This window comes from Halobacillus yeomjeoni (assembly GCF_020171525.1).
In the GTDB taxonomy this organism is placed as follows: Bacteria; Bacillota; Bacilli; order Bacillales; family Halobacillaceae; genus Halobacillus; species Halobacillus yeomjeoni.
The window spans coordinates 41,329-62,696 of the sequence record NZ_JAIVAI010000001.1 but is presented as its reverse complement, the minus strand read 5'-3'; the positions used below and the strand labels follow the sequence as shown (position 1 = coordinate 62,696).

Below are 21,368 nucleotides of genomic sequence, written 5' to 3'. Positions count from 1 at the left end.
AACATGGAATAATTACTAAGGGGGAGAAAAAATTATTGAAACCCTTTTCATTGTAACAAATCACACGAAGAAATACACCAGTTAACGGTATCTGTGGATCACATCCAAACCGCCTGTAACCTCATAAACAGTTCCGGTGATCATATCTGAATCTTCATGACACAAAAACTCCACAGTTTTTGCTATATCCTCACCAGTTCCCGGTCTTCCGATCGGTGTCTCCTCATCCCTTATACCTTTGGCATCCGATATATCAGACTCTTTCCATTTTCCAGTGATATTTCCCGGGCAAATCATATTGGACGTAATTCCATGTTCTGCTTCTTCAAAAGCGATCGTTTTCGTCAACGAAACTAAACCGACTTTTGCTGCCGCAAAAGCCGAACGGTAAATCCAGCCCGAGGCTGAGCCTGCCCCCTGAAATCCGTAATTGATAATACGACCGAATTTTTGTTTTCTCATGAGCGGAACAACTTCTTTCAATAAATAGAAAACAGCATCTAAGTTTCCTTTGACCATAGCATCCCACTCATCTGAGGAATAATCCATCAGTTTCTTCCTCTCAAAAATATAGGGACCGGCATTATTTACTAAGTAATCCACCCTTCCGAACCGTTTTACCGTTTCATCAACGATCCTTTTCAAATCTTCTTTCTTAGTAACATCCGCTTGAATAATTTGAATCATATGTTTTTTTGAAGAAAACTCCTCAAAAAGCTTCAAAGCTTTATTTTTATCTGATCTATAAGTGATGGTTACGGACACTCCATTTTTGAGAAAGCGCTCCGTGACCTTTTTCCCCAATCCTTTGGACCCTGCAGTTATAATGGCATGTCTCATTGTTCATTCCTCCTACGACGTTTATGAGTATATAGAGAACCGGATATATTTACATAGTAATGTTCGTTCTGTACAATTAGTTCGGCAGAAAGGACGTGCAAGTCATGATTGACTCAACTTCACCTAAAAAAAGAACCCTTGAAACCTATGGGCTGGAAGCTGTACCCGAGCATATGAGAACAACCGCCTGGTATCAATATGCCTTCATTCAGATCGCTATTGCCGCTAATGCCGGCAACTTTTTGATCCCTGCGCTGGCTGTACTGGAAGGCGGCTTGTCTTTCTGGAGCGCGGTTACAGCCACAAGTATCGGAGCATGTTTCGGTTTCCTTTTCGTTTCTTATTTATCTTTACCTGGGGCACGTTTGGGAATACCGGCCCAGTATGCAATCCGATCGATGCTCGGGGTACAAGGAGCTCGGTTTTTATCTTCTCCAATTCGGAGTATTACCTCTCTTTATTGGTTCAGCGTCCAAACGATAGGAGGGACGTATGTTCTACAGCAATTATTTTTAAGGATGACTGGAAATGAAATTCCATTCATTTTCCTCTCTCTTCCGCTCTCAACCCTTATGGTGCTTCTTGCAGTCATCGGATTTGATGCAGTAAAAAAAGCGACGACATACTTTCTTCCTTTTCTCATTCTTGGAGAAGCGACTATACTTTATATTTACTTTACTACAAACGAAGCCTCCACTTCATGGTACGTGCTTCACAACAGCGCATTCGAAGGTTCAATAATGAGCATGGTGTTTTTTTCAAGTCTGGCCTTCGTTCAATATGTGTCCGGGGTCAGTGCTTCAGCTGATATGACCAGATATGCAAAGTCCCCGAAACATGGTTTTTTTGGATTGTTTATCGGAAACAGTATCGGCTTCTTTATTACAGCAGTGATCGGGTGTGCCTCTGCTTATCTATTTCAAAATATAAACCCTTATGTATCAGCCAGCAATCAAACGGAATCCGTCATTTTGATTTCCATTATTACGCTAACAGCCATTATTTCAATGATATCTATCAATATCAGTAATGCTTACACTGGTGGATATAGTCTGCTGAATACCTTCAGTTCTTTGTCGAGGATCAAAAGCGCAATGATTTTTGGGATTTCAGGAGTCATTCTAAGTGGGTTTCCGGCCCTTGTAAATGAGGCAGAAGCCTTTATATCTTTACTAGGCGGATTGATCATCCCCATTTCAGCCGTTATTGTGAGTGACTATATAATCGTAAAAAGATCAACACTTACTGGAAAATCATTAGAACAATTGACAAGAACCACCGGTATCAACCCGTGGGCATTAGTCACAATAGGAACAGGTTGTATTCTTTACTTCGTGCTGCCTAATGAAGTATCCCCTGGCTTCGTGACCTTTCTATCGATCTTTGTACTGTATCCTCTCATTATGAAACGCTTTGGCTATGTTAACGTTGATTGATTAAAACTCCCCATCACCTTCAAGGTAATGGGGATTCATTTATTTATTTGGTTTTTCTTTTCTTTCCACTTCTTGATCGGAACGATAACTTTCATTCAATGCAGAAAGCAGCTGTTGTTCTCCAGCCAGCTCTTGTTCTATCGGATTTTTAGGTTTCTTTCCCATTTCTTCACCTCCGCTATTAATCTTTACAAAACCAGTCAAAATATGCTGTTAACAGTTGGTCTATGTTGAATTGGAACATGTTATAATAAATGTAAGCGAATAGAAAGGGGACATCCATTATGACATTTGAGTATAAGGATATTGTAGTTGCTGTAGATGGATCAGAAACGGCTGAGGTTGCTTTCAACAAAGCAATTGATATCGCCAATCGTAATGATGCTAAATTGATTCTTGCACACGTTGTCGACACACGTGCCTTCGCAACTGTAGAAGCTTATGATCGTTCCCTGGCTGTGCGTGCAGAGCAATATGCCTCGGACCTCCTCAACGAATACCAGCAGAAAGCTGAAAAAGCAGGAGTGACAAAGGTGGCGATTGACATTGAATATGGATCTCCTAAAGTTAAAATCGCCAAAGATATGGCTCCGAAACATAAAGCAGATTTAATTATTTGTGGAGCTACCGGTCTGAGCGCAATGGAGCGGTTTTTCATCGGTAGTGTGTCAGAGCACATCACTCGTTATGCTACATGTGATGTCCTCGTTGTACGTCCGGACCAAAAACCCCCCGAAGAGTGATATAAAACCGCCTTCTCTTATGATAAGGCGGTTTTTACTGGTCTTTTTTAATTTCATGTATGATGTGGGGCAGTTCCGGAAGAATCAAGCGGTTCATTGCAAGTTTTACTGCACCGCTTGAACCAGGGATGGAAAAAACTGCAGTAGTTTCACAGACCCCGGCTACAGCGCGTGATAAAATAGCGGCAGTGCCGATGTCTTCTTTATAGCTCAGCATTCTGAACAATTCTCCAAACCCTGGAACTTCTTTAGTAAGTACGGATTGAACGGCCTCAACCGATACATCTCTTTTTGAAATGCCGGTCCCTCCATTCAATATCACCGCATCAACTTCTGAATTTTCGACAGCTGATTTCACTGTTTCAACAATATGATCATAATCATCTTTGATTATAGAATATTCAATGACATGGTGATTGTCAGCTTCCAAAAACTCCATCATTAAATGACCGCTTTTGTCTGTATTTAATGTCCTCGTATCACTCACTGTAATAACTGTACATCTCACGCTACCAGGCGCCTGTTTTTTGTGTTCGCTGACAGACATTGTTAAAGCTCTCCTTCTTTCATTTTCAAGTGTCGATATTGATAAAACTTCATAGCAAAGTCAGTTACTTGTTTTGTCAACTGATAATTGGAGTAGGCACCTATAGCAATACTAATGAACGGGACCCCTTGAAATATTTTTTTTCTGAACATCAGTATGAATAAAGACTTGAACCCTTGTTTAATGGGCTGTTCAAGCCAGGCTTCATTGGTCAGCTGGTCATCACCATCAAATATGAAAGGATTCTCTTTACGTTCAACCTCATCCATTAAATCTCTCCAGGCAGCTGCCTGTAATCGTTTTGGTAGAGTGGCTGCATGAAACACTTTCAAGGAAATCATCATTTCATAAGGATGGTTCATTTCATGACCAAAAGTCAGGCCTACCAGTTGAACGGCTCTGATATTCATCAACATCATCAGAGGGTAATCCAGCCCAAGCAAAAGCCATCCTCCTGTTCCGGTCAGCCCCCCTTGAGCAAATGAGTAAAGTCTCCCGCGTGTAATTTGTTGATTGGCTATGTAAGTCAGTTGATCAACCGTCAATTCGGATTGAAGATCTTCAATCGTATCTACATTTTCTGCAAAAACCCTGCCCAGTGTGAGGATGCGTTCCCTAGCATCCATTTGAAAGGACGTCCCTTGTAAAAAAGCATGAGTGTGGAAAAACCATGTATCCAGCTTAGAAAAAAACTTCTCTTTAATACCTGGATCCATATTGTCAAACGTCTGGTGCATCCAATCGTCATAAACTCTTTCAAAATCGTTGGCTTGATAATTTTGATATTGCTTCAACCATTTTTTCACATCAGTATGTACTCTTTGTTGTGACATCATGACCACTCCCCTCATCCGATAAACCGTTTCTTTAATTGTAGCCTGAATCTTCAAAAAAAAGCAATTGCCAACCAGAAAAGGCTGACAATTGCTTTTTTAATTATTATAATCCTTTTTCAACAGTGTCACGAGCAATCATGACTTCTTCGTTTGTCGGAATGATCATGACTTTCACTGGTGAGTGCGGGTAGTTCACAAAGGCTTCTTTCCCGCGGACTTGGTTCAAGGAAGGATCCCAATAAACCCCCATAAACTCAAGACCTTTCAGTACTCGTTCACGAATCGCTGTACTGTTCTCACCTACACCAGCCGTGAAGATGATGCCATCGATTCCGTGCATACGGGCAGCATAAGATCCGATATATTTGTGAATACGGGCAGCAAAGACCTCGAGAGCTAATTCAGCACGCTCGTCTCCTTCTTCTGCACGATCTTCGATATCACGAAGGTCACTGGAGAATCCGGAAAGAGCAAGCATACCACTTTCCTTGTTCAATACATTCATAACTTCATTCGCCGTTTTCCCAGTCTTCTCCATAATAAATGGAATCAAAGCTGGGTCGATATTGCCTGAACGTGTGCCCATCGTCACACCTGCTAAGGGTGTGAATCCCATGGATGTATCAATGGACTTTCCACCCTCAATAGCAGCAATACTTGCGCCATTACCTAAGTGGCAGGAAAGCAGTCGAAGCTGATCTACAGGACGGCCCAGCATTTCTGCCGCTCGTTCAGATACATATTTGTGTGACGTTCCGTGGAAACCGTATTTACGGATGCCATATTTCTCATAGTACTCATAAGGCAGGCTGTAAAGGTAAGACTGTTCCGGCATGGACTGGTGGAAAGCCGTGTCAAAGACTGCTACGTGAGGTACATTTGGCAGTACTTCACGGAAGGAACGGATACCAGTCAAGTTTGCAGGGTTATGCAAAGGTGCCAGATCCGATACTTCTTCAATCTCATTGATGACTTCTTCATTAATCAGAACAGATTCACTGAATCGTTCTCCACCATGTACGACACGGTGCCCGACACCATTGATCTCATCAAGTGAATTGATGATTCCGGTGCTTGTCAGTTTATCAAGCAGCATTTTGACTGCTACTCCATGATCCGGAATATCTGCAATTGTTTTATCCTTCTCACCATCCACCTCGATAGTGAATACTGCATCATCTAAGCCGATGCGCTCGACCAAGCCTTTAGTAATGACCGCTTCTTCAGGCATTTCAATCAATTGGAATTTCAATGATGAACTTCCAGCATTTATAGATAGTATTTTATTACTCAAAGTTGCTCAACCCCTTAAAGATTAGGTTCGTGTGTTTCTACCATTACCATTTAATCACCCGTTCTGGTCATTTTCAAGTTCATCGGGCAATGATAACGTTTACTTCTTATATTCGTTATTTTCTCACTATTGTGTCGCTTTATAATCACTGAACCACTGATTCATCTGAGCCAATATATCCGACATCGCATCAGGGTTTTTAAAGGAAGGCAGTTTGACCAGCAAAGCTTGTTTAGGCTTTTTCGTTTCTGGACCTTTCTTTTGTAAAATCAGGATACTTTTTCCATGCTTTTCATTTTTGAATAATGAATCGGACAATTGCAGCATTCCGACGATATGAGCATGTTCCCGCAAGAAAGCATTCAAACTTTTTGATTGATCGCTATCAAATAAAAAGTTCGGAACGATGAACATGAGATAGCCGCCTTCTTTGACATAATTCAAACCTTGCTCAATGAATAGATGGTGGGCATAGGAATGACCTTCATCCGATTTCAGTTCATACCTCGCTGCCTGTACATCATCAGGATAATATCCGACGGGTAGATCAGCTAAAACAAAATCAACCGGCTCCATCAAGAATGGGCGTAAGCTATCCTGGTGGAAAAACTCTATATTGTTTTTTTGCAGATTCGCATTCGCAACCGCCAGCTGGATAAGCGTAGGGTCCACTTCACTTGCATAGGCTGTCAGCGGCATCTCCAATTGGTTCATGACAGAAGTAAGCAGGTTACCTGAACCAGATGCTAAATCAAATAATTTCAGCTGTTCTTTTCCTTCGAATAATTTCGAAGCCAGATACCCCATAAACATAGCGACCGAATCTGGAGTGATCAGGTGCTGTTGCTGGGTAGCTCCTTTCATCCCTTTCAGGATGGCAAGCTGTACCGCCTTGCGGACTTCTTCTTTTTCAAAGTCATTTTTATTTATTTTGGTCAACTCATTCGTAAGTTTGGTACTGAGCTCTTTATTCATATCCTCGAAAGGTCGGTCATTGAACAATACATCTAAAGTCTCAGCTACCGCTTCTAAGTAAGTTAAGTTCATATCGTGAGAAACTGTAGTAGAGGTCTCATCAATCCATTGAAATAATTTTTCTACATGTTCTTGCTTCATTTGTTATTCTCCTTCACTTCCGTGATCTTGAAAACAAATTGACGCATCCGTTTCATGACAAACAAGAATGCGCCAATTGAATATCCTTCATCACCTGCATACGTTTCTATATTAACCATATCGAAAACTTTCTTCCTATTCAACAATCAAGTATTATACAGATTTTTAGGAAAATTGTGTGCGGTTTCATATTTTAAATGATAAAATGGCAAAATAGCACCTATAAAGGAGGAATAATCGTGTCTGATCAACGTAGAAACTTATTCTTTTATTATCACCCAAACAAAGAACTGGATGAGAAGCTCGAGCCATTATTTCAGTTGGCGAGAGATAATGAATTCCAAATAGTTGAACACTCCAAGGACGCTAATATCATTGTTGCTGTTGGTGGAGATGGTACCTTCTTACAAGCGGTAAGAAAGACTGGCTTCAGACAGGATTGTCTATACGTAGGCGTACGGAGTAAAAATGAAGCCGGTTTGTATTGCGATTTTGACATAGATGATCATGATGAGATGGTTGCATCCATGAGAAACGCTGAAGTAGAAGTACGAAAATTCCCGGTCATTGAAGCCACTGTAAATAATGAATCTACCTACCACTGTCTGAATGAATGCAGTGTCCGTTCTACTCTGATCAAATCGATTGATATCGACGTTTACATCGATGATCTTCATTTTGAGACGTTCCGTGGGGATGGGTTGATTGTGGCAACTCCTACAGGAAGCACCGGTTACAACAAATCCGTCCAAGGAGCGGTTGTCGATCCAAAACTTCCCTGCTTCCAGGTAAGTGAGCTGGCTTCACTAAACAACAACCGCTTCCGGACATTAGGATCGTCCTTTATACTGAGCGGAGAGAGAGCATTAACCCTCAATGTCCGACAAGATGGTAACGATCATCCGATTATCGGATTGGATAATGAAGCATATTCCATACGTAACATTAAAGAGTTGACGATCAAACTTAGTGATCATGTCATTAGAACAGTAAAACTTAAAAACAATACCTACTGGGATCGAGTCAAACGAACTTTCCTATAAGATAAAAAAGCCGGGCTTTATACAAGCCCGGCTTTTATTTTTGGTCTATTATTCAATCATGAATTCGTGCCGCAAGCTTCTTTTGTGGCGATGTTGAACCCTCAAGAGAGCTCGAAACTTTTACCTTTGATACACGATATCGCCATCAACAACCGTCATCGTCACATTAGCATCAGCCAGCTCATGTGATTTCAATGCAAATAAATCCCTATCGAGTACCGTAAAGTCTGCACTGAATCCTTCTTCGATGATCCCTTGAGAATCTTCACGTGAAATGGCTTGTGCACTACCTTTAGTATAGAGAGAAATGGCTTCAAATACGGATAACCTTTCTTCTGTCTGATACACTTGATTATCATACGTAGCTCTACGATCGACTGCTGCTCTGATTCCTAACAGAGGGTTGATTTCTTCAATCGGTGCATCCGAACCACCCGCACACCTGATACCTGCATCCAGAAGCGTTTTCCATGAGTAGGAATTTTTCAAGCGGACATTCCCTATCCTCTCGATGACCCACGGAAAATCCGAGGCTACAAAAGTCGGTTGTATATCAAGAACGATGTCCATTTTTCTTAATTTCTCTATAAGCTCTGGTCTCAGGATTTGCGCATGAATAATACGGTCCCTTTCCCCGTTTTTCAACGGGTGAGCAGCAATCGCATCTGCTACAGCTTCTACCGCCCCATCCCCTATTGCATGGACGGCTACGGGCATATCCCTTTTTCTTGCTTCCAACACAAGCGCTTCCAGTTCCTCATTTGTGTGGATCGCCACACCGTATTTATCAGGAGCATCCGAATAACTCTCTGTAAGCCAAGCGGTCCTTCCCCCTAAAGCTCCATCCGAGAAAATTTTCAAAGGACCAAGCTCTACAAATTCTGTCCCTTGTTTATAACCAAGTTCTTCAGCATCGACATCCTCGATTACTTTGTGATGGACAAGTAGATGAGCTCTGAATTTCAGACCACTTCTTTGGATGACATCCGTAAAGGCATCGTACGTCTTTTTGAAACCTCCATAGTAATTCAAATCTTCACTGTGGCCGCCGACCAGTCCATACGTATGCATATCATGGACAGCTAACTTGATGGCTTTTCGTAAATAGTCAGGAGTGACTTCAGGCATAGCATCTTTGATCATTTCTTGAGCCTGATCATGGAAATAACCAGTCGCCTCTCCTTGATCATCACGTTCAATTACACCACCTTGTGGATCTGCTGTATCTTTTGTGATTCCTGCAAGGTTCATGGCTTTTGTATTTGCAAGCACTGCGTGTCGACAAACCCTTGTGAGCATCATAGGATGATCGGATGAAATGGCATCCAATTCATCTTTATGTATAATTCTCTTTTCCTCCCACTGATTTTCGTTCCAGCCATCACCGATGATCCATTCCCCGGGGTTCAACTGCTCGGTATGTTGTTTCAAAGCCTGCTTCACTTCTTCGGCTGACTTCATGAAAGATAAATCCAGACGCATCAACCGCTCACCGTGTCCAATTATATGAAGATGACTATCTGTAAAACCAGGGTACATGACCGCGCCTTTTAAATCATATTCTGTTTCGATTTTATCTTTATATTTATCATATAGTTCCTGGGTTTGTCCCACTCCAACAATCGTACCCCGATCAGTCACCACAGATTCCACCCATTCACCTTCTGTTTTCATCGTGTATATTTTCCCACCATACCATAGTTTCACATCCATCCACCCTTTCTTTAATTTAGTTCTACATATATCACACTTTCCACATAAAGGCTACGTGAACACCTTGAGTAATTCAATCAGTAATGTGTTAAAGCTTTATGAGCAGGGAATCGTTGAAACCGAGAATAGAAAAAGAGCACCTCTAATAAAAAATCCCCTGCCACTAGTAAGTGACAGGGAAGAAATTATAATAAGTCATCAAATTGATCTTTTGTTTTATTTTCAGCCTCATTAACTTGTATGACATAAGTTTCTTCAAGGGCTTTTTCAATATCCTCATTAAAATCTACTTTTTCTTCATAGTAGTTGGCATTTTTACGCGTCGGTTTTGTTTTCGGTGCTTTCGGAACGAATACTGTACAGCAATCCTCATAAGGTCGGATGGAAATATCATAGGTTCCTATTTTTCTGGCGATATCGATGATTTCCAACTTATCCATGGAAACGAGTGGACGGATGATCGGATAGTTAGTCACTTCATTTATAGTGTTCATGCTTTCCATCGTTTGACTGGCGACCTGTCCGAGGCTCTCTCCCGTTGTAATAGATAGAATATCCTGTTTATGGGCTAGTTTTTCACTAATGCGCATCATCATCCGTCGCATGATTGTCATACTGTATCCTTCCGGCATTTCGCGTTGGATTTTCTGCTGGATAGCTGTGAAAGGTACAACATGCACGTTAATCTTCTTTCCATACTTCGACAATTCATTAGCCAGGTCCAAGACTTTCTGCTTCGCTCTATCACTTGTGTAAGGAGGGGAGTGGAAATGAATGGCTTCAATGGCTACCCCGCGTTTCATAGTCAAATACCCTGAGACAGGGCTGTCTATACCTCCTGATAACATGAGCAGTGATTTTCCTGTGGTCCCGACGGGCAGCCCGCCTGCACCGGGGTAATCTTGTGCTGTAATATAAGCGGCATCATGACGTACTTCCACTTTAATTTCTACATCAGGGTCGTGAACATCCACTGTGACCCCTTCCGTGTTACGCAATATATATCCGCCTAACATAGGGTTGAGTTCGGCGGATTTAATCGGAAATTCTTTATCTGTGCGCTTAGATGATATTTTGAATGTCTTTGCATTCTGAGCATCATTGAAAGCCAGCATAACCGCTTCTTTCAATTGTTCCTCTTCTTTTTCTACTTGAACAGCAAAGCTCAAACTATGGATGCCGAACACCTGCTGACAATGCTCCATGACATCATGAGGGTCTTCACCATTCAGTAGAACATACATACGCCCACGAGTTTTTTTAATTCTCGCAGCTGGGAAAGGCTTCAACTTCGATGCCAAATTGCTTTGTAGCTTTTGTTCAAAAAGATGACGGTTCTTTCCTTTCAAAGCCATTTCTCCGTATCTGATTAATATATGATTGAAATTCATCTCGATCTCTCCATTGTGGGTTGTAGTCTTTCAATAACTTTTTTCAATGTATCTATAAAAACGTCGATTTCTTCTTCAGTATTTTGGTAAGACAAGCTTACTCTCAACGCAGACGTGGTCAAGTCATGATCTAAACGACAAGCCTTCAGGACTGAACTGACGTCTGGTTGTTTTGAAGAACAGGCGGACTTTGTAGAAATGAATATATCTTTCTCTCCCAAGGCATGAATAACCACTTCCGGTTTATAACCTGGAAGGGAAAAATTCACGATATGTGGAGCTCCTTGTTTGGGTGAATTGATGACTACCTGTTCAATCCGCTCCACTTCATTCCATAAGTGTTGCCTTAAGGACTTCAGTTTATTTATTTTCTGTTTCCGATTTTCTTCTATTAACCTCAGCGCCTTGACGAAAGCTACTGTGCCAGGTAAATTTTCAGTACCTGCCCGTTGTTCATGTTCTTGGCTTCCCCCGTGTAACAAAGGAAAAAGCGAAACATGATTTTGAGCAATAAGTGCCCCTGTACCTTTCAGTCCATGTATCTTATGACCTGAAAGTGTGCATAAATCAACTCCAGCTTCTTTCAGTGGGAGATCAATTTTCCCAAGTCCTTGGACATGATCGACATGGAAAAAGGCTTTAGGATAATCTTTCAGTATACTTCCAATAGCTTCTATCGGTTGAACCGTTCCTAGTTCATTATTAACGGACATGATACTTACAAGAATCGTATCTTTTCTAATTACTGATTCAACTTGTTGTGGATTTACTCTTCCTTCAGCATCTACATCTAAATAATCGACCTCAAAACCCAGAGATTCCAACGCTCGAAAAGCTTCCATTACAGAAGGATGTTCAACTTTAGAGGTAATCATATGCTTCCCTCTTGATTGATGCTGCAATGCAATTCCTTTGATTGCCATATTATTACCTTCTGTACCACCTGATGTGAAAATGACCTCAGATACATCCACATTCAGTAATTGAGCCGCCTGTTTCCTTGATTGTTGTAATAAATACTCCGCTTCACTGCCAAAACGATGGACAGAAGACGGATTAGCATAATACCTGTCCGCTACTTTATGAAAACTTTCAAGTACTTCAGGCAAAGGGTGGGTGGTAGCGCTGTTATCTAAATAGATCATGGGTTTCGATCTCCTTTTCTACAAATTGCAGTCCATAATTTTATCATAACATGTCGATAAAAGAAATACCTCTCACCATAAAAAAGAACAACCCGAGGGTTGCTCTTTTTTCGTGCAATTCATTTACGAATCTTTCAACTGAAGGGAGTCCAGTAGTGTATCTATACTCAATCTCCCATCTTCAGTTACATCCTTGATCCAGTTTTCGGTGATTATTCGTTCTCCGATAACAGTAGGTACTTCCTGTTCCGGCGCCTGTTCTTTATCAAGAGAGTCATATCGAGAACTCATGATCTTTCCTGCATCTTTTTCGTGAACGGTTAAAGACACTTCTGAGTAGCTGTGCAGGGAAGCAAGTGTAGAAGGTTCCAATGGTCTAAACAACACGAACAGAACAAGTACCCAAACCACCATGGTAGAAAATCCCATCCCTATTATGACCCATTTTTTCATCTTACCACTTCCTACACAAGTACTTTTTCATCTTGTTCAATGCGTTCCACAGCTCCGGGATCCACTTCCTTCAGAGCTTCAACAGTCAATTCGTAGGCCGAATCATATTCATAGGATCGAAACTCTTTTTCCGCCTCCAGAAGCTTAGCAGCCAACAATGGATATCTGCTTTTATATCTGTTTCCATGTTGGATCATACGCTCAGTAATATAGGCTTTTTCCAATACTGCCTCTGCGTTGGCGTGCAGGTGATCAGAAAGAAGCGCTGCTTCTTCTAGATTCTTACTCACTTCAGTCATATCCAGCGGTTGTTTTTCTAAACTCTGAAAGACTATATCAATTCTATCGCTTGTCTCTTTCATATCTTCATAAATGCTGGAAGGAATTCCTGGGATGTTGCTGCGTTTCAAACGGCGGTGCGTCTCCAATAAGTCTTTTTCCATTTTGGAGAGTGTTTTTTTCGCATCCACCTCATCTTTACGAAGGTTTTGAACGCGTTCATTGAATTGTTGATGTTTATCCTGAAGTTCACTCAATTGTAATTGAGTATTCTCCAGTTGTTCTCTAATTTCTGTGAAAGCAGTAGTACCATCTTCTCTTTTATGATCAAGACTGTACATTTTATTTTTCATTTGATTGAACCACGATTTCAACCCACGATAAGACTCTAAGTCTTCATCTCCCAGTTGGTAAGCATATTGAATTTCTTCCAATTCTCTTTCCGTCTCACCTATGACATACTCCAACGTTTCCAATTGGGACAAAAGTGGAGCGTACTGCTTCTCGACATAATTGTGAGCAATCGCTTCCTTCTCCAACATTTGATAGATTTCCTGTATTCTGGATTCGATTTCAGCAAGCAGGTCTTCCACATCTGTTTGGTCTCCCTGCTCTAACCTTGTCACACAGGATTTCAATGATGCTTCGTACTTATGTATTTCAGGCATCAGTTTCAAATGAGAAATTCTATATCCTTCCTCTTCCATCTCATCTAATCCGTTCTTAAGTTCTTTAAGGAGGTCAGGGTATTCAGATCTAGCTTTTTTATAACGATCTGGGAATTGTTCAACATCTTCCTGAAGGGCAAGCAATTTTGTGCGGATGGACTGGACTAATTCATTCGCCTCTATATAATTGCCCTCTTCTGTTAATTCATCGTAATGTTTTAATTCCTTCTGCAATGAGGTGACCCGTTCTTCAAAAATTTGCACCGCATTCCCGTATTGGTGTCGATTTTGTATAAGGCTTCTAGCTATATCTTTCAATTCAGGTTCAATCGACTCAATTTCAATTCTACTGTTCTTTTCAGAATCCAATAAGTCTTCGAGCTCTTCAAACATGCTTTGAATGTCGGCTTCCACGAGTTGAAGTTTCTGCTCCGTCTCAGCCAAAACTTTTTTAACTCGTTTCCATTGGTATTTATCAGCCGCTTCTTCAGCATCAAACAGATCCTCTTCTAACCCCGGTAACTCCTTCGTTAAAATCGCATCCCAACGTTCACGCCAAGCTTCAAACTTTTCTTGTGTTTCACCAGACAAGTTTAAATTCTTGACCTTTGAAAGCTCTTCTGTAACCCTCCTGTTCATGATGTCCATCTTCCATCCCTCGAGACGATCGACTTCATCATAGATTTTTTTACGCCAGATTAATCCTACGATAATGAGTGCTATCAGCAGCACTATAGCCCCAACGACGTACTTCATAAACAGCCTCCTTACAAAATACATAACCAACGGATGTATTACGTTTCGAAATATTAGTTAATTGTCTATTATGATACCATGTAAATAACGTTTTTGGCTAAAATATTTCAAATTTATTAGTATGTTGACAAAAAATTCTAACGAAAAGGAAGATCTGCTCTATGAAAGATGGTCACATCCATACTCCCTTTTGCCCTCATGGAAGTAAAGACAGCTTTAAAGACTATATCGAAAAGGCTATTCAGCTCGGCTATCAGTCCATGACATTCACAGAGCATGCGCCGCTGCCAGAATCCTTCTCGGATCCTGTTCCTGATAAAGACAGCGGAATGTCCCGCCATGATGTACCCGATTATTTAAAGGAAATCAAGCAGCTGAAATATGAATACAGGAAAGATATTGAAATTAATGCGGGATTTGAAGTGGATTACATTGAAGGGTATGAAAAAGAAACCGAGAAATTCCTGAATGAGTATGGCCCGGAATTAGATGCCAGTATATTATCGGTCCATTTTCTAAAAGGAGCTGAACAATGGTACTGCATTGACTTCAGCCCATCCATGTTTCAAGCAGCACTGAACGATTTCGGTTCCATTCATTCACTATATGAAAGGTATTTCCAAACCTTATATAAATCAATGGAAGCAGAACTGGGGAATTATAAACCAACTCGCATTGGTCACATGACTCTCATACGTAAATTCCAATTGCTTTACCCAAGCCCGGACGGGTGGGAAACAATGGCCGGCGATTTCATGAAATACGTTAAGGAGATGAATTATTCTCTCGACTATAACGGGGCAGGAACACAAAAGCCCCATTGTCTGGAAACCTACCCTCCCGTTCACCTTGCAAGGGAAGCTTCATCAATGGGGATTCCGTTAGTTTATGGATCTGACGCACACACCGCGTCTGGTTTGAAACAAGGTTATGAACAAATAGATGTGGACCTGCTACACTCTAGCCGCTAATTTTTGGACTGATTTATAGTTTGACATCAACTCGCTGTACACCTTAACAAAGTGATTAATGGAGGCTTCCGTAAAATAAGGGTCCATAAAATCATTAGGCATCATGAAAGGCGCGTTAAGCAGACCTTTGAATTGTAGTAAACATAGTTTTTCCTTGTAATTGATTTCACGATGTGACGATTTTTGAAAAAGCAGCTGGGAGAATAGATGATTCTCTTTTGCTAAATAAGTCACAAGCATTTCTTTGGCGAATATCGTGTTCAAAGATAATTCTCTATATAATAAACAAGATAGTTGATAATTGGTTTGTTTATAATGTAGTATTTTTCTAACTAAAGAATCTATTGTGAAATCTACTTCCGATAGTTGCTCATTTTCTAAGATTTCAAGGTAAGGTTCAAAATAACTGACAGCCAAGGATTCGAACAATCCCTGTTTGCTATTGAAGTAATAGGAAATCAAAGAAACATTCACATTTGCTTCTTTAGCAATATCTCTGACGGATGTACCTTTAAAACCATTGCTGTAAAACAAGCGGCAAGCTACATCTAAAACTTTATCGCGTGTTACATTCTGTCGGTTCATTATTTTTCCCCCTTAGAAACAAATTCTGTGTTTCTGTGGGTTTTCCTGCTATAAACGTACACCAAATACCGACACTTCCTGCAAAGTATTTGTCGAATAATAGATAAAGGAGTGCAATTATGTTCCAACAAATGCAATACTCAGGTACGAAACAAGAAGGTTATGACTTATTATTAAAGCAATTGAAGGCTCTCATTGAGGATGAAAGCGATGGAATTGCTAATTTATCAAATGCTTCAGCATTACTAAATCAATTTTTAGAAGATGTGAATTGGGTAGGTTTTTATTTATGGAAAGAAGATCAGCTGGTTTTAGGGCCTTTTCAAGGTCTTCCTGCCTGCGTAAGAATCCCATCCGGCAAAGGTGTGTGCGGGACAGCCGTTGCTGAGAAGGCAGTCCAGCGTGTTGCAGACGTTCATGCATTCCCGGGGCACATCGCTTGTGATGCAGCCACCCAGTCCGAAATTGTCGTACCGATCATCAAAAATGGCAAGATCCATGGTGTCCTTGATATCGACAGTCCGTCCAAAGACCGCTTCGATGAAACAGACGAAATCAATTTGAAAGCGTTCGTCGATACTCTCATACCACACTTATAAGCAACCAATATTAACAATGATTCATAATAATCTGCCGGGATGTTTCCCGGCAGATTATTTACTCTCCATAAGTTAATAAAAAAAGGTCTCCTAGATTAAAGGAAATTCCTCATAATCTAGAAGACCATTAAATCATCTAACATTTCAGTATTTCTTGCAGGGTCTGCAGAAGACATCGATATCTCTTTTGAATAAACATTAGGAAGCGGCCACTCCACCACTTAGACCATACAAAAATTCAAGAGAATACGATTACATTCTTTCCGGTTTTTTTCGCTTCATATAGCGCTGTGTCAGCTTCTTGGAATATTTCTTTAGCATCAGCCTTACTCTCTCTAGACCAGGAAACCATCCCTCCAGATACAGTGACACGAGGACTGCTATGTTCAGAAACTTCCTTACGGATACTTTCAGCTAAGGCTTCTGCCTCCTCAGAAGGCATATGAGGCAAATAAATAGCAAGCTCTTCTCCACCCCATCTTGCAGCCAGCCCTTCGGACCCCAATTTTCTTGTAATGGCATCTGCTACCTGCCTGAGGACTTCATCGCCCGTTTGGTGGCCGTAGCAATCATTGACTTGTTTGAAATTATCGATATCAAACAACAAGAAATGACCTCGGTCATCCTCTGACAAATGTTTTTCGATGCATTGGTCTAAGTGATACCTCGAATGCAATTGAGTCAAATAATCCGTAATGATATTCTTTTCAAGCTTTTCTCTAAGTAAAGAATTTGCGAAAGCCAGAGTAGAATGTTGAACGAGAGATTGTAACAATTTGAAGTCATCGAACGTGAAAAAGTAAGGCTTTTTTCGAATAACAAGGGCCAAACCTTCAAATTGTTCATAATCTGTCATAGGAACAGCCATGACAGACCATTTGTTTATAAATTTAAGGCTTGTACTTTCCGATAAATCTCCAATAAATAAAGGCTCTTTCTGTGCTTTTACGAGAGAATTTATGCTTGTAACGAATCTCTTCGCTTCAACGGAGGAAAAGTAGCTTGTGCTACCTTCCAGCACTTTGTAATTGGATCCTCCACTTTCTTCTTCGAAACAGAAGAAGGATACTTCATCCGCTTGAAATGAATCCTTTATTTTTTTTGACATAAATTCGATTTTATCATTCAAACACATATTCGAATTCAAGTGGTGCGAAGTAGAGTTGATCAATTGCAAATCGTCATTCAATTTCCTTGACTGCTGGTACAAATGGGCATTTTCTAACGCATCCCCTGCTGTCTTGGCTAAAGAAACGAAGAAATCTATGACCTTATCAGGAAAATTCAAATACCGTTTGGCATCGACTTGCAGCACTCCATATACACCTTGTCTTCCTCTTATAGGTGCAAATAAGTATGACTTCCCTTCACTTGTGCGGTCTTCTATCTGAAAGTCACCACTTAAATAAGCTTTCATGCTCGCACTGGTTTTCGAGCCGTTATCATAAGCCAGTTGTTTTACAGGTAATCCTTCGTCTAATGTGTAATCTTGTGAAACCAGCAGACAATAATGGAACTCTGGATATATGCGTTGTAAAGTGATTATGATTTCGTGCAAAATCTCATTTGTATCAATGAACGAATGGAATTTAGAAGCGGTCGTATATAAAAGCTCGTTTTTCCTGGTTTCTTCCATTGAAGCAGAAAAACGAATCATTTTGTTTACGAATTTTGTAATTTCATCAATGGAAAGATTCAAAAGTGACGCCTGTCGTTGATTGGCTTCATCAAACCCGACTACAATAAATCCTGTGTATTTGCCATCTGAACCCAGCGGAAAAGCCACCATGTGTAAATCCGTCGCTCCGACGACGATTCTTTTTTCCCATTCCTTAACCACGTTCATATCTTTTTCAGTAAACGCTACACGGTCACACAATAAACCGGAAAATCTGTCATCAATTTTATGAAGATGATAATCCCCAGTCCATTCGTTAAAAAAATAAAATGAACAAAATTCTGCCTGAAAAGTGTTCTTCACATGCCTGGAAAGGTCTGAAACACATCGATCAAAAGAAAAATCAGTCTTGCTGAGAAACATATTGAATAGGTTCTGTTTAAATAAAGGTAGGATTTGATTGTCATAGGGTTGCATAGTCATCTTCATTCACCCGTCTCTCTAATCGTTATGTATATTGTACCATTACTAACTTCCTTTTACTGGTATAAAGATCACTTTTTCAACATATATAGAGATTTTGTTCCATATTTCAATCATGAAGCTGCCAAAAGACTTCAACAGATCTGGATATCTTCTTGTTTCATTTTTTTTGAAAATGTACAATAAATGAACAGAGTCTTTTCAAAAGAAAGTAAAAACATCGGAATGACTCCCTTGACTTATTGCACCAGAAAAATTATAATGGTCGTTGTGTAAAATAAATGGCAGCCTATGTGATCCAACGTTGTTATCATTTTGTTCCTCTTTGTATGAGGTGCATCGCGTAACTCTCTGCTGCTGGGGCGAAGGTGCATGAAAACATAATGAGCAACGGCAGAAGGACACACGGTTCTTATTTTATGCAAAATAAAATATAAAGGAGGAAATTCCTATGGCACGCTATACAGGTCCAACCTGGAAAAAATCACGTCGCTACGGTATTTCTTTAAGCGGAACTGGTAAGGAGCTAGAAAAACGCCCTTACGCACCTGGACAACATGGTCCAAACCAACGTAAAAAACTATCTGAATTCGGTCTTCAGCTTCAAGAGAAGCAGAAGCTTCGTTTCATGTACGGTCTGACTGAACGTCAATTCCGTCGTCTATTCGAAGAGGCTGGAAACATGAAAGGTATCCACGGTGAGAACTTCATGATCCTTCTTGAATCTCGTCTGGATAACCTAGTGTACCGTCTAGGCCTGGCACGTACGCGCAGTCAAGCTCGTCAGCTGGTCACTCACGGTCACGTAACTGTAGATGGCGGTCGCGTTGACATCCCATCTTACCGCGTAGCTCCTGGTCAAGAGATCAGCCTGCGTGAAAAATCTCAAAAACTTAACGTCGTTGAAGAAGCGATTGAAGTCAACAACTTCGTTCCAGAATACCTTACATTCGACGAAGACAAGCGTGAAGGTACGTATTCTCGTTACCCTGAGCGTTCTGAGCTTCCTTCTGAAATCAACGAAGCTCTTATCGTTGAATTCTACTCTCGTTAATAACGAGCTGAAAACCACCGTTTTTACGGTGGTTTTTTTTATGGTTAGTGAACAACATCTCTAATTACTTCTTCCCTTGTAAAACACTATAGACTCCTTTTATTTATTGATAAGGCTCTGTTAATGCTTAGTTATTTCACATGTAAGCTTACTTCAACTAGTTCCGTAAAAGGGTTAGTGTGAGTAAGAATAGAGAAAACAGGGAGACTCATAACGGTAATAAAGAACAAGGTGAGACCCCGGAGAACAAAAAGTTCGAGGAGGCTCAGCGTCCCCCGCGGAAAAATTGTTTCCCTTCCTCCCACACTCTGATACCAAAACGGACTGAAAAAACCCCCAAGCCTAGTCCTGTATGAAATCATTCAAAATATCAACAACAGACTATAACAGAGCCATTGTTAAAAAAAGAAGCTGTCGAAGATTTTTCGACAGCTTCTTCATACAGATTTTACCGGCTTACTGGTAACGAACTAAGAAATATTTCTTTTTCCCTCGGCGAATAATCGTAAATTTATCTTCAATGCGATCTTGTTCATTGATCATATGCTTCATATCCTGATTACGCTCTCCGTTGATGTAAATAGCTCCATTGGAAATATCTTCTCTAGCTTGTCGCTTGGAAGATGAGATTCCTGCATCAACGAGTAGTTGTAGCAATTGCGGGTTTTTATCTTCTGAAGTGTAAGCAGGTACATCTTTAAAACCTTGTTCTATCTCTTGGCCGGACAATGATTTGATGTCTCCGCTGAATAGAGCTTCTGTGATCTTTTCTGCCTGTTTAAGGGCTTCCTCATCGTGGACAAGTTTCGTCATTTCCTCAGCCAGCCTGCGTTGAGCGACCCTTTTCTCCGGCTGCTCTTCCACTTCTTTTTCAAGCTCTGCGATTTCATCCATACTCAGGAAAGTGAAGAACTTAAGGAATTTAATGACGTCACGGTCATCTGCATTAATCCAAAATTGGTAAAACTCATATGGCGTCGTTTTTTCTGGGTCAAGCCAAATCGCACCGCCGGCTGTTTTTCCGAATTTAGAACCATCTGCCTTCGTAATCAACGGCATCGTCAAACCATAAGCTTCGACTTCTTCTTCCCCTGCTGCAGAACGACGCAGCAACTCCAGTCCTGCTGTAATATTTCCCCATTGGTCACTGCCACCAATCTGAAGGGTACAGTTTTCTTTCTCATGCAGCTGTTGAAAGTCGAGAGACTGCAAAATCATGTAGCTGAATTCCGTAAAGCTGATCCCGTGTTCTATTCTTGATTCCACGGAATCTTTTGCAAGCATGTAGTTGATGCCAAAATGCTTTCCGGTGTCACGAAGGAAATCAATAATCGTCATTTCAGATAACCATTCATAGTTGTTGCGCGCAACCGCGGCATTTTCACCTTCATCAAAATTCAATATTTTAGCCAATTGATCTTTGATTTTTTCACTATACTCTTTAACCACATCAGCATCGTTCAGTTGGCGTTCTGTGGACCGTCCACTAGGGTCACCGATCATCCCTGTGCCTCCACCGACTAATGCGATCGGACGGTGGCCCGCTTTCTGGAATCGTTTAAGCATCAATACTGGAAGCAAATGACCGATATGCAGACTATCTGCAGTGGGATCGAATCCACAATATAATGTCACCTGATTTGAATCCAAATGAGATGCTAAACCTTCTTCATCCGTAATCTGGTTGATCAGACCTCTCTGATGTAAATCTTTCAATAAGTCCATTTGACCACTCCTCTTTTTTACTACATATTCATGTTGATTTGCCGTTCCAGTGGTTTTACCCACAAAAATAGAC

The 21,368-nt window shown here is 40.8% G+C and carries 21 protein-coding genes; 6 read left to right on the top strand and 15 right to left on the bottom strand.

Annotated features, from left to right (window positions below; translation table 11 throughout):
- Positions 1–81 precede the first annotated feature (81 nt).
- Positions 82–840 (bottom strand): SDR family oxidoreductase, encoded by a 759-nt coding sequence (locus LCL89_RS00295; RefSeq protein ID WP_224807067.1) that lies wholly within the window; start codon positions 838–840, stop codon positions 82–84.
- 104 nt (positions 841–944) lie between these two features.
- Between LCL89_RS00295 and LCL89_RS00290 the strand changes: the two genes are divergently transcribed.
- Positions 945–2,276: a purine-cytosine permease family protein gene (locus tag LCL89_RS00290; RefSeq protein ID WP_224807065.1), complete on the top strand. Its 1,332-nt coding sequence runs from the start codon at positions 945–947 to the stop codon at positions 2,274–2,276.
- A gap of 39 nt (positions 2,277–2,315) precedes the next feature.
- Here LCL89_RS00290 and LCL89_RS16720 read toward each other — a convergent pair whose 3' ends face one another.
- Positions 2,316–2,441: a hypothetical protein gene (locus tag LCL89_RS16720; protein ID WP_263620625.1), complete on the bottom strand. Its 126-nt coding sequence runs from the start codon at positions 2,439–2,441 to the stop codon at positions 2,316–2,318.
- A 119-nt stretch (positions 2,442–2,560) separates the two neighbouring features.
- Here LCL89_RS16720 and LCL89_RS00285 point away from each other — a divergent pair, with 119 nt between their 5' ends.
- Positions 2,561–3,019, top strand: a complete 459-nt coding sequence (locus LCL89_RS00285) for a universal stress protein (protein WP_224807063.1) — start codon at positions 2,561–2,563, stop codon at positions 3,017–3,019.
- A gap of 34 nt (positions 3,020–3,053) precedes the next feature.
- Here the strand turns inward: LCL89_RS00285 and LCL89_RS00280 are convergent, their stop codons facing one another.
- From LCL89_RS00280 to LCL89_RS16715, 5 genes are all read right to left on the bottom strand, one after another.
- Positions 3,054–3,566: a MogA/MoaB family molybdenum cofactor biosynthesis protein gene (locus LCL89_RS00280; RefSeq protein WP_224807061.1), complete on the bottom strand. Its 513-nt coding sequence runs from the start codon at positions 3,564–3,566 to the stop codon at positions 3,054–3,056.
- Positions 3,567–3,568: 2 nt separating this feature from the next.
- On the bottom strand, positions 3,569–4,399 hold the full coding sequence (locus LCL89_RS00275) for an EcsC family protein (protein ID WP_197316716.1): 831 nt from the start codon (positions 4,397–4,399) through the stop codon (positions 3,569–3,571).
- 106 nt (positions 4,400–4,505) lie between these two features.
- The gene (locus tag LCL89_RS00270; RefSeq protein WP_224807059.1) at positions 4,506–5,696 is read right to left on the bottom strand and encodes an acetate kinase; all 1,191 of its coding nucleotides are present in this window, start codon (positions 5,694–5,696) and stop codon (positions 4,506–4,508) included.
- Positions 5,697–5,822: 126 nt separating this feature from the next.
- Complete coding sequence (locus LCL89_RS00265; RefSeq protein ID WP_224807058.1) at positions 5,823–6,812, bottom strand: class I SAM-dependent methyltransferase; 990 nt, start codon at positions 6,810–6,812, stop codon at positions 5,823–5,825.
- Positions 6,809–6,931 (bottom strand): hypothetical protein, encoded by a 123-nt coding sequence (locus tag LCL89_RS16715; protein ID WP_263620624.1) that lies wholly within the window; start codon positions 6,929–6,931, stop codon positions 6,809–6,811. The genes LCL89_RS00265 and LCL89_RS16715 overlap by 4 nt, the downstream gene beginning before the upstream one ends.
- A 120-nt stretch (positions 6,932–7,051) precedes the next feature.
- On the opposite strand from LCL89_RS16715, the gene LCL89_RS00260 reads away from it, so the two are divergent.
- The gene (locus LCL89_RS00260; protein ID WP_197316719.1) at positions 7,052–7,855 is read left to right on the top strand and encodes an NAD kinase; all 804 of its coding nucleotides are present in this window, start codon (positions 7,052–7,054) and stop codon (positions 7,853–7,855) included.
- A 120-nt stretch (positions 7,856–7,975) separates the two neighbouring features.
- On the opposite strand, the gene LCL89_RS00255 is transcribed toward LCL89_RS00260, so the two are convergent.
- The 5 genes from LCL89_RS00255 to ezrA form a co-directional block, all read right to left on the bottom strand.
- Positions 7,976–9,568 (bottom strand): amidohydrolase, encoded by a 1,593-nt coding sequence (locus tag LCL89_RS00255; protein ID WP_224807057.1) that lies wholly within the window; start codon positions 9,566–9,568, stop codon positions 7,976–7,978.
- A 185-nt stretch (positions 9,569–9,753) separates the two neighbouring features.
- Positions 9,754–10,959, bottom strand: a complete 1,206-nt coding sequence (thiI, locus tag LCL89_RS00250) for a tRNA uracil 4-sulfurtransferase ThiI (protein ID WP_224807056.1) — start codon at positions 10,957–10,959, stop codon at positions 9,754–9,756.
- Complete coding sequence (locus tag LCL89_RS00245) at positions 10,956–12,104, bottom strand: cysteine desulfurase family protein (RefSeq protein WP_224807055.1); 1,149 nt, start codon at positions 12,102–12,104, stop codon at positions 10,956–10,958. The genes thiI and LCL89_RS00245 overlap by 4 nt, the downstream gene beginning before the upstream one ends.
- A 123-nt stretch (positions 12,105–12,227) precedes the next feature.
- Complete coding sequence (locus LCL89_RS00240; protein ID WP_224807054.1) at positions 12,228–12,557, bottom strand: hypothetical protein; 330 nt, start codon at positions 12,555–12,557, stop codon at positions 12,228–12,230.
- An 11-nt stretch (positions 12,558–12,568) separates the two neighbouring features.
- Entirely contained in the window at positions 12,569–14,260 is a 1,692-nt protein-coding gene (gene ezrA / locus LCL89_RS00235; protein ID WP_224807053.1) for a septation ring formation regulator EzrA, read from the bottom strand.
- A 161-nt stretch (positions 14,261–14,421) separates the two neighbouring features.
- On the opposite strand from ezrA, the gene hisJ reads away from it, so the two are divergent.
- Positions 14,422–15,231, top strand: a complete 810-nt coding sequence (gene hisJ / locus LCL89_RS00230; protein ID WP_224807052.1) for a histidinol-phosphatase HisJ — start codon at positions 14,422–14,424, stop codon at positions 15,229–15,231.
- Here the strand turns inward: hisJ and refZ are convergent.
- On the bottom strand, positions 15,214–15,816 hold the full coding sequence (refZ, locus tag LCL89_RS00225) for a forespore capture DNA-binding protein RefZ (RefSeq protein ID WP_224807051.1): 603 nt from the start codon (positions 15,814–15,816) through the stop codon (positions 15,214–15,216). The two genes, hisJ and refZ, sit on opposite strands and share 18 nt — an antisense overlap.
- A gap of 119 nt (positions 15,817–15,935) precedes the next feature.
- On the opposite strand from refZ, the gene LCL89_RS00220 reads away from it, so the two are divergent.
- Positions 15,936–16,415 (top strand): GAF domain-containing protein, encoded by a 480-nt coding sequence (locus tag LCL89_RS00220; protein WP_318245590.1) that lies wholly within the window; start codon positions 15,936–15,938, stop codon positions 16,413–16,415.
- A gap of 238 nt (positions 16,416–16,653) precedes the next feature.
- On the opposite strand, the gene LCL89_RS16800 is transcribed toward LCL89_RS00220, so the two are convergent.
- A complete protein-coding gene (locus LCL89_RS16800; RefSeq protein ID WP_224807050.1) occupies positions 16,654–18,255 on the bottom strand; it encodes a sensor domain-containing diguanylate cyclase in 1,602 nt (533 codons plus the stop codon).
- A gap of 712 nt (positions 18,256–18,967) precedes the next feature.
- On the opposite strand from LCL89_RS16800, the gene rpsD reads away from it, so the two are divergent.
- Positions 18,968–19,570 carry a 30S ribosomal protein S4 gene (gene rpsD / locus LCL89_RS00210; RefSeq protein ID WP_197316729.1) on the top strand — a complete coding sequence of 201 codons (603 nt, stop codon included), beginning with the start codon at positions 18,968–18,970 and terminating at the stop codon, positions 19,568–19,570.
- Between the two features lie 456 nt (positions 19,571–20,026).
- Here rpsD and tyrS read toward each other — a convergent pair whose 3' ends face one another.
- Complete coding sequence (gene tyrS, locus LCL89_RS00205) at positions 20,027–21,295, bottom strand: tyrosine--tRNA ligase (RefSeq protein ID WP_224807048.1); 1,269 nt, start codon at positions 21,293–21,295, stop codon at positions 20,027–20,029.
- Between the last annotated feature and the right edge of the window lie 73 nt (positions 21,296–21,368).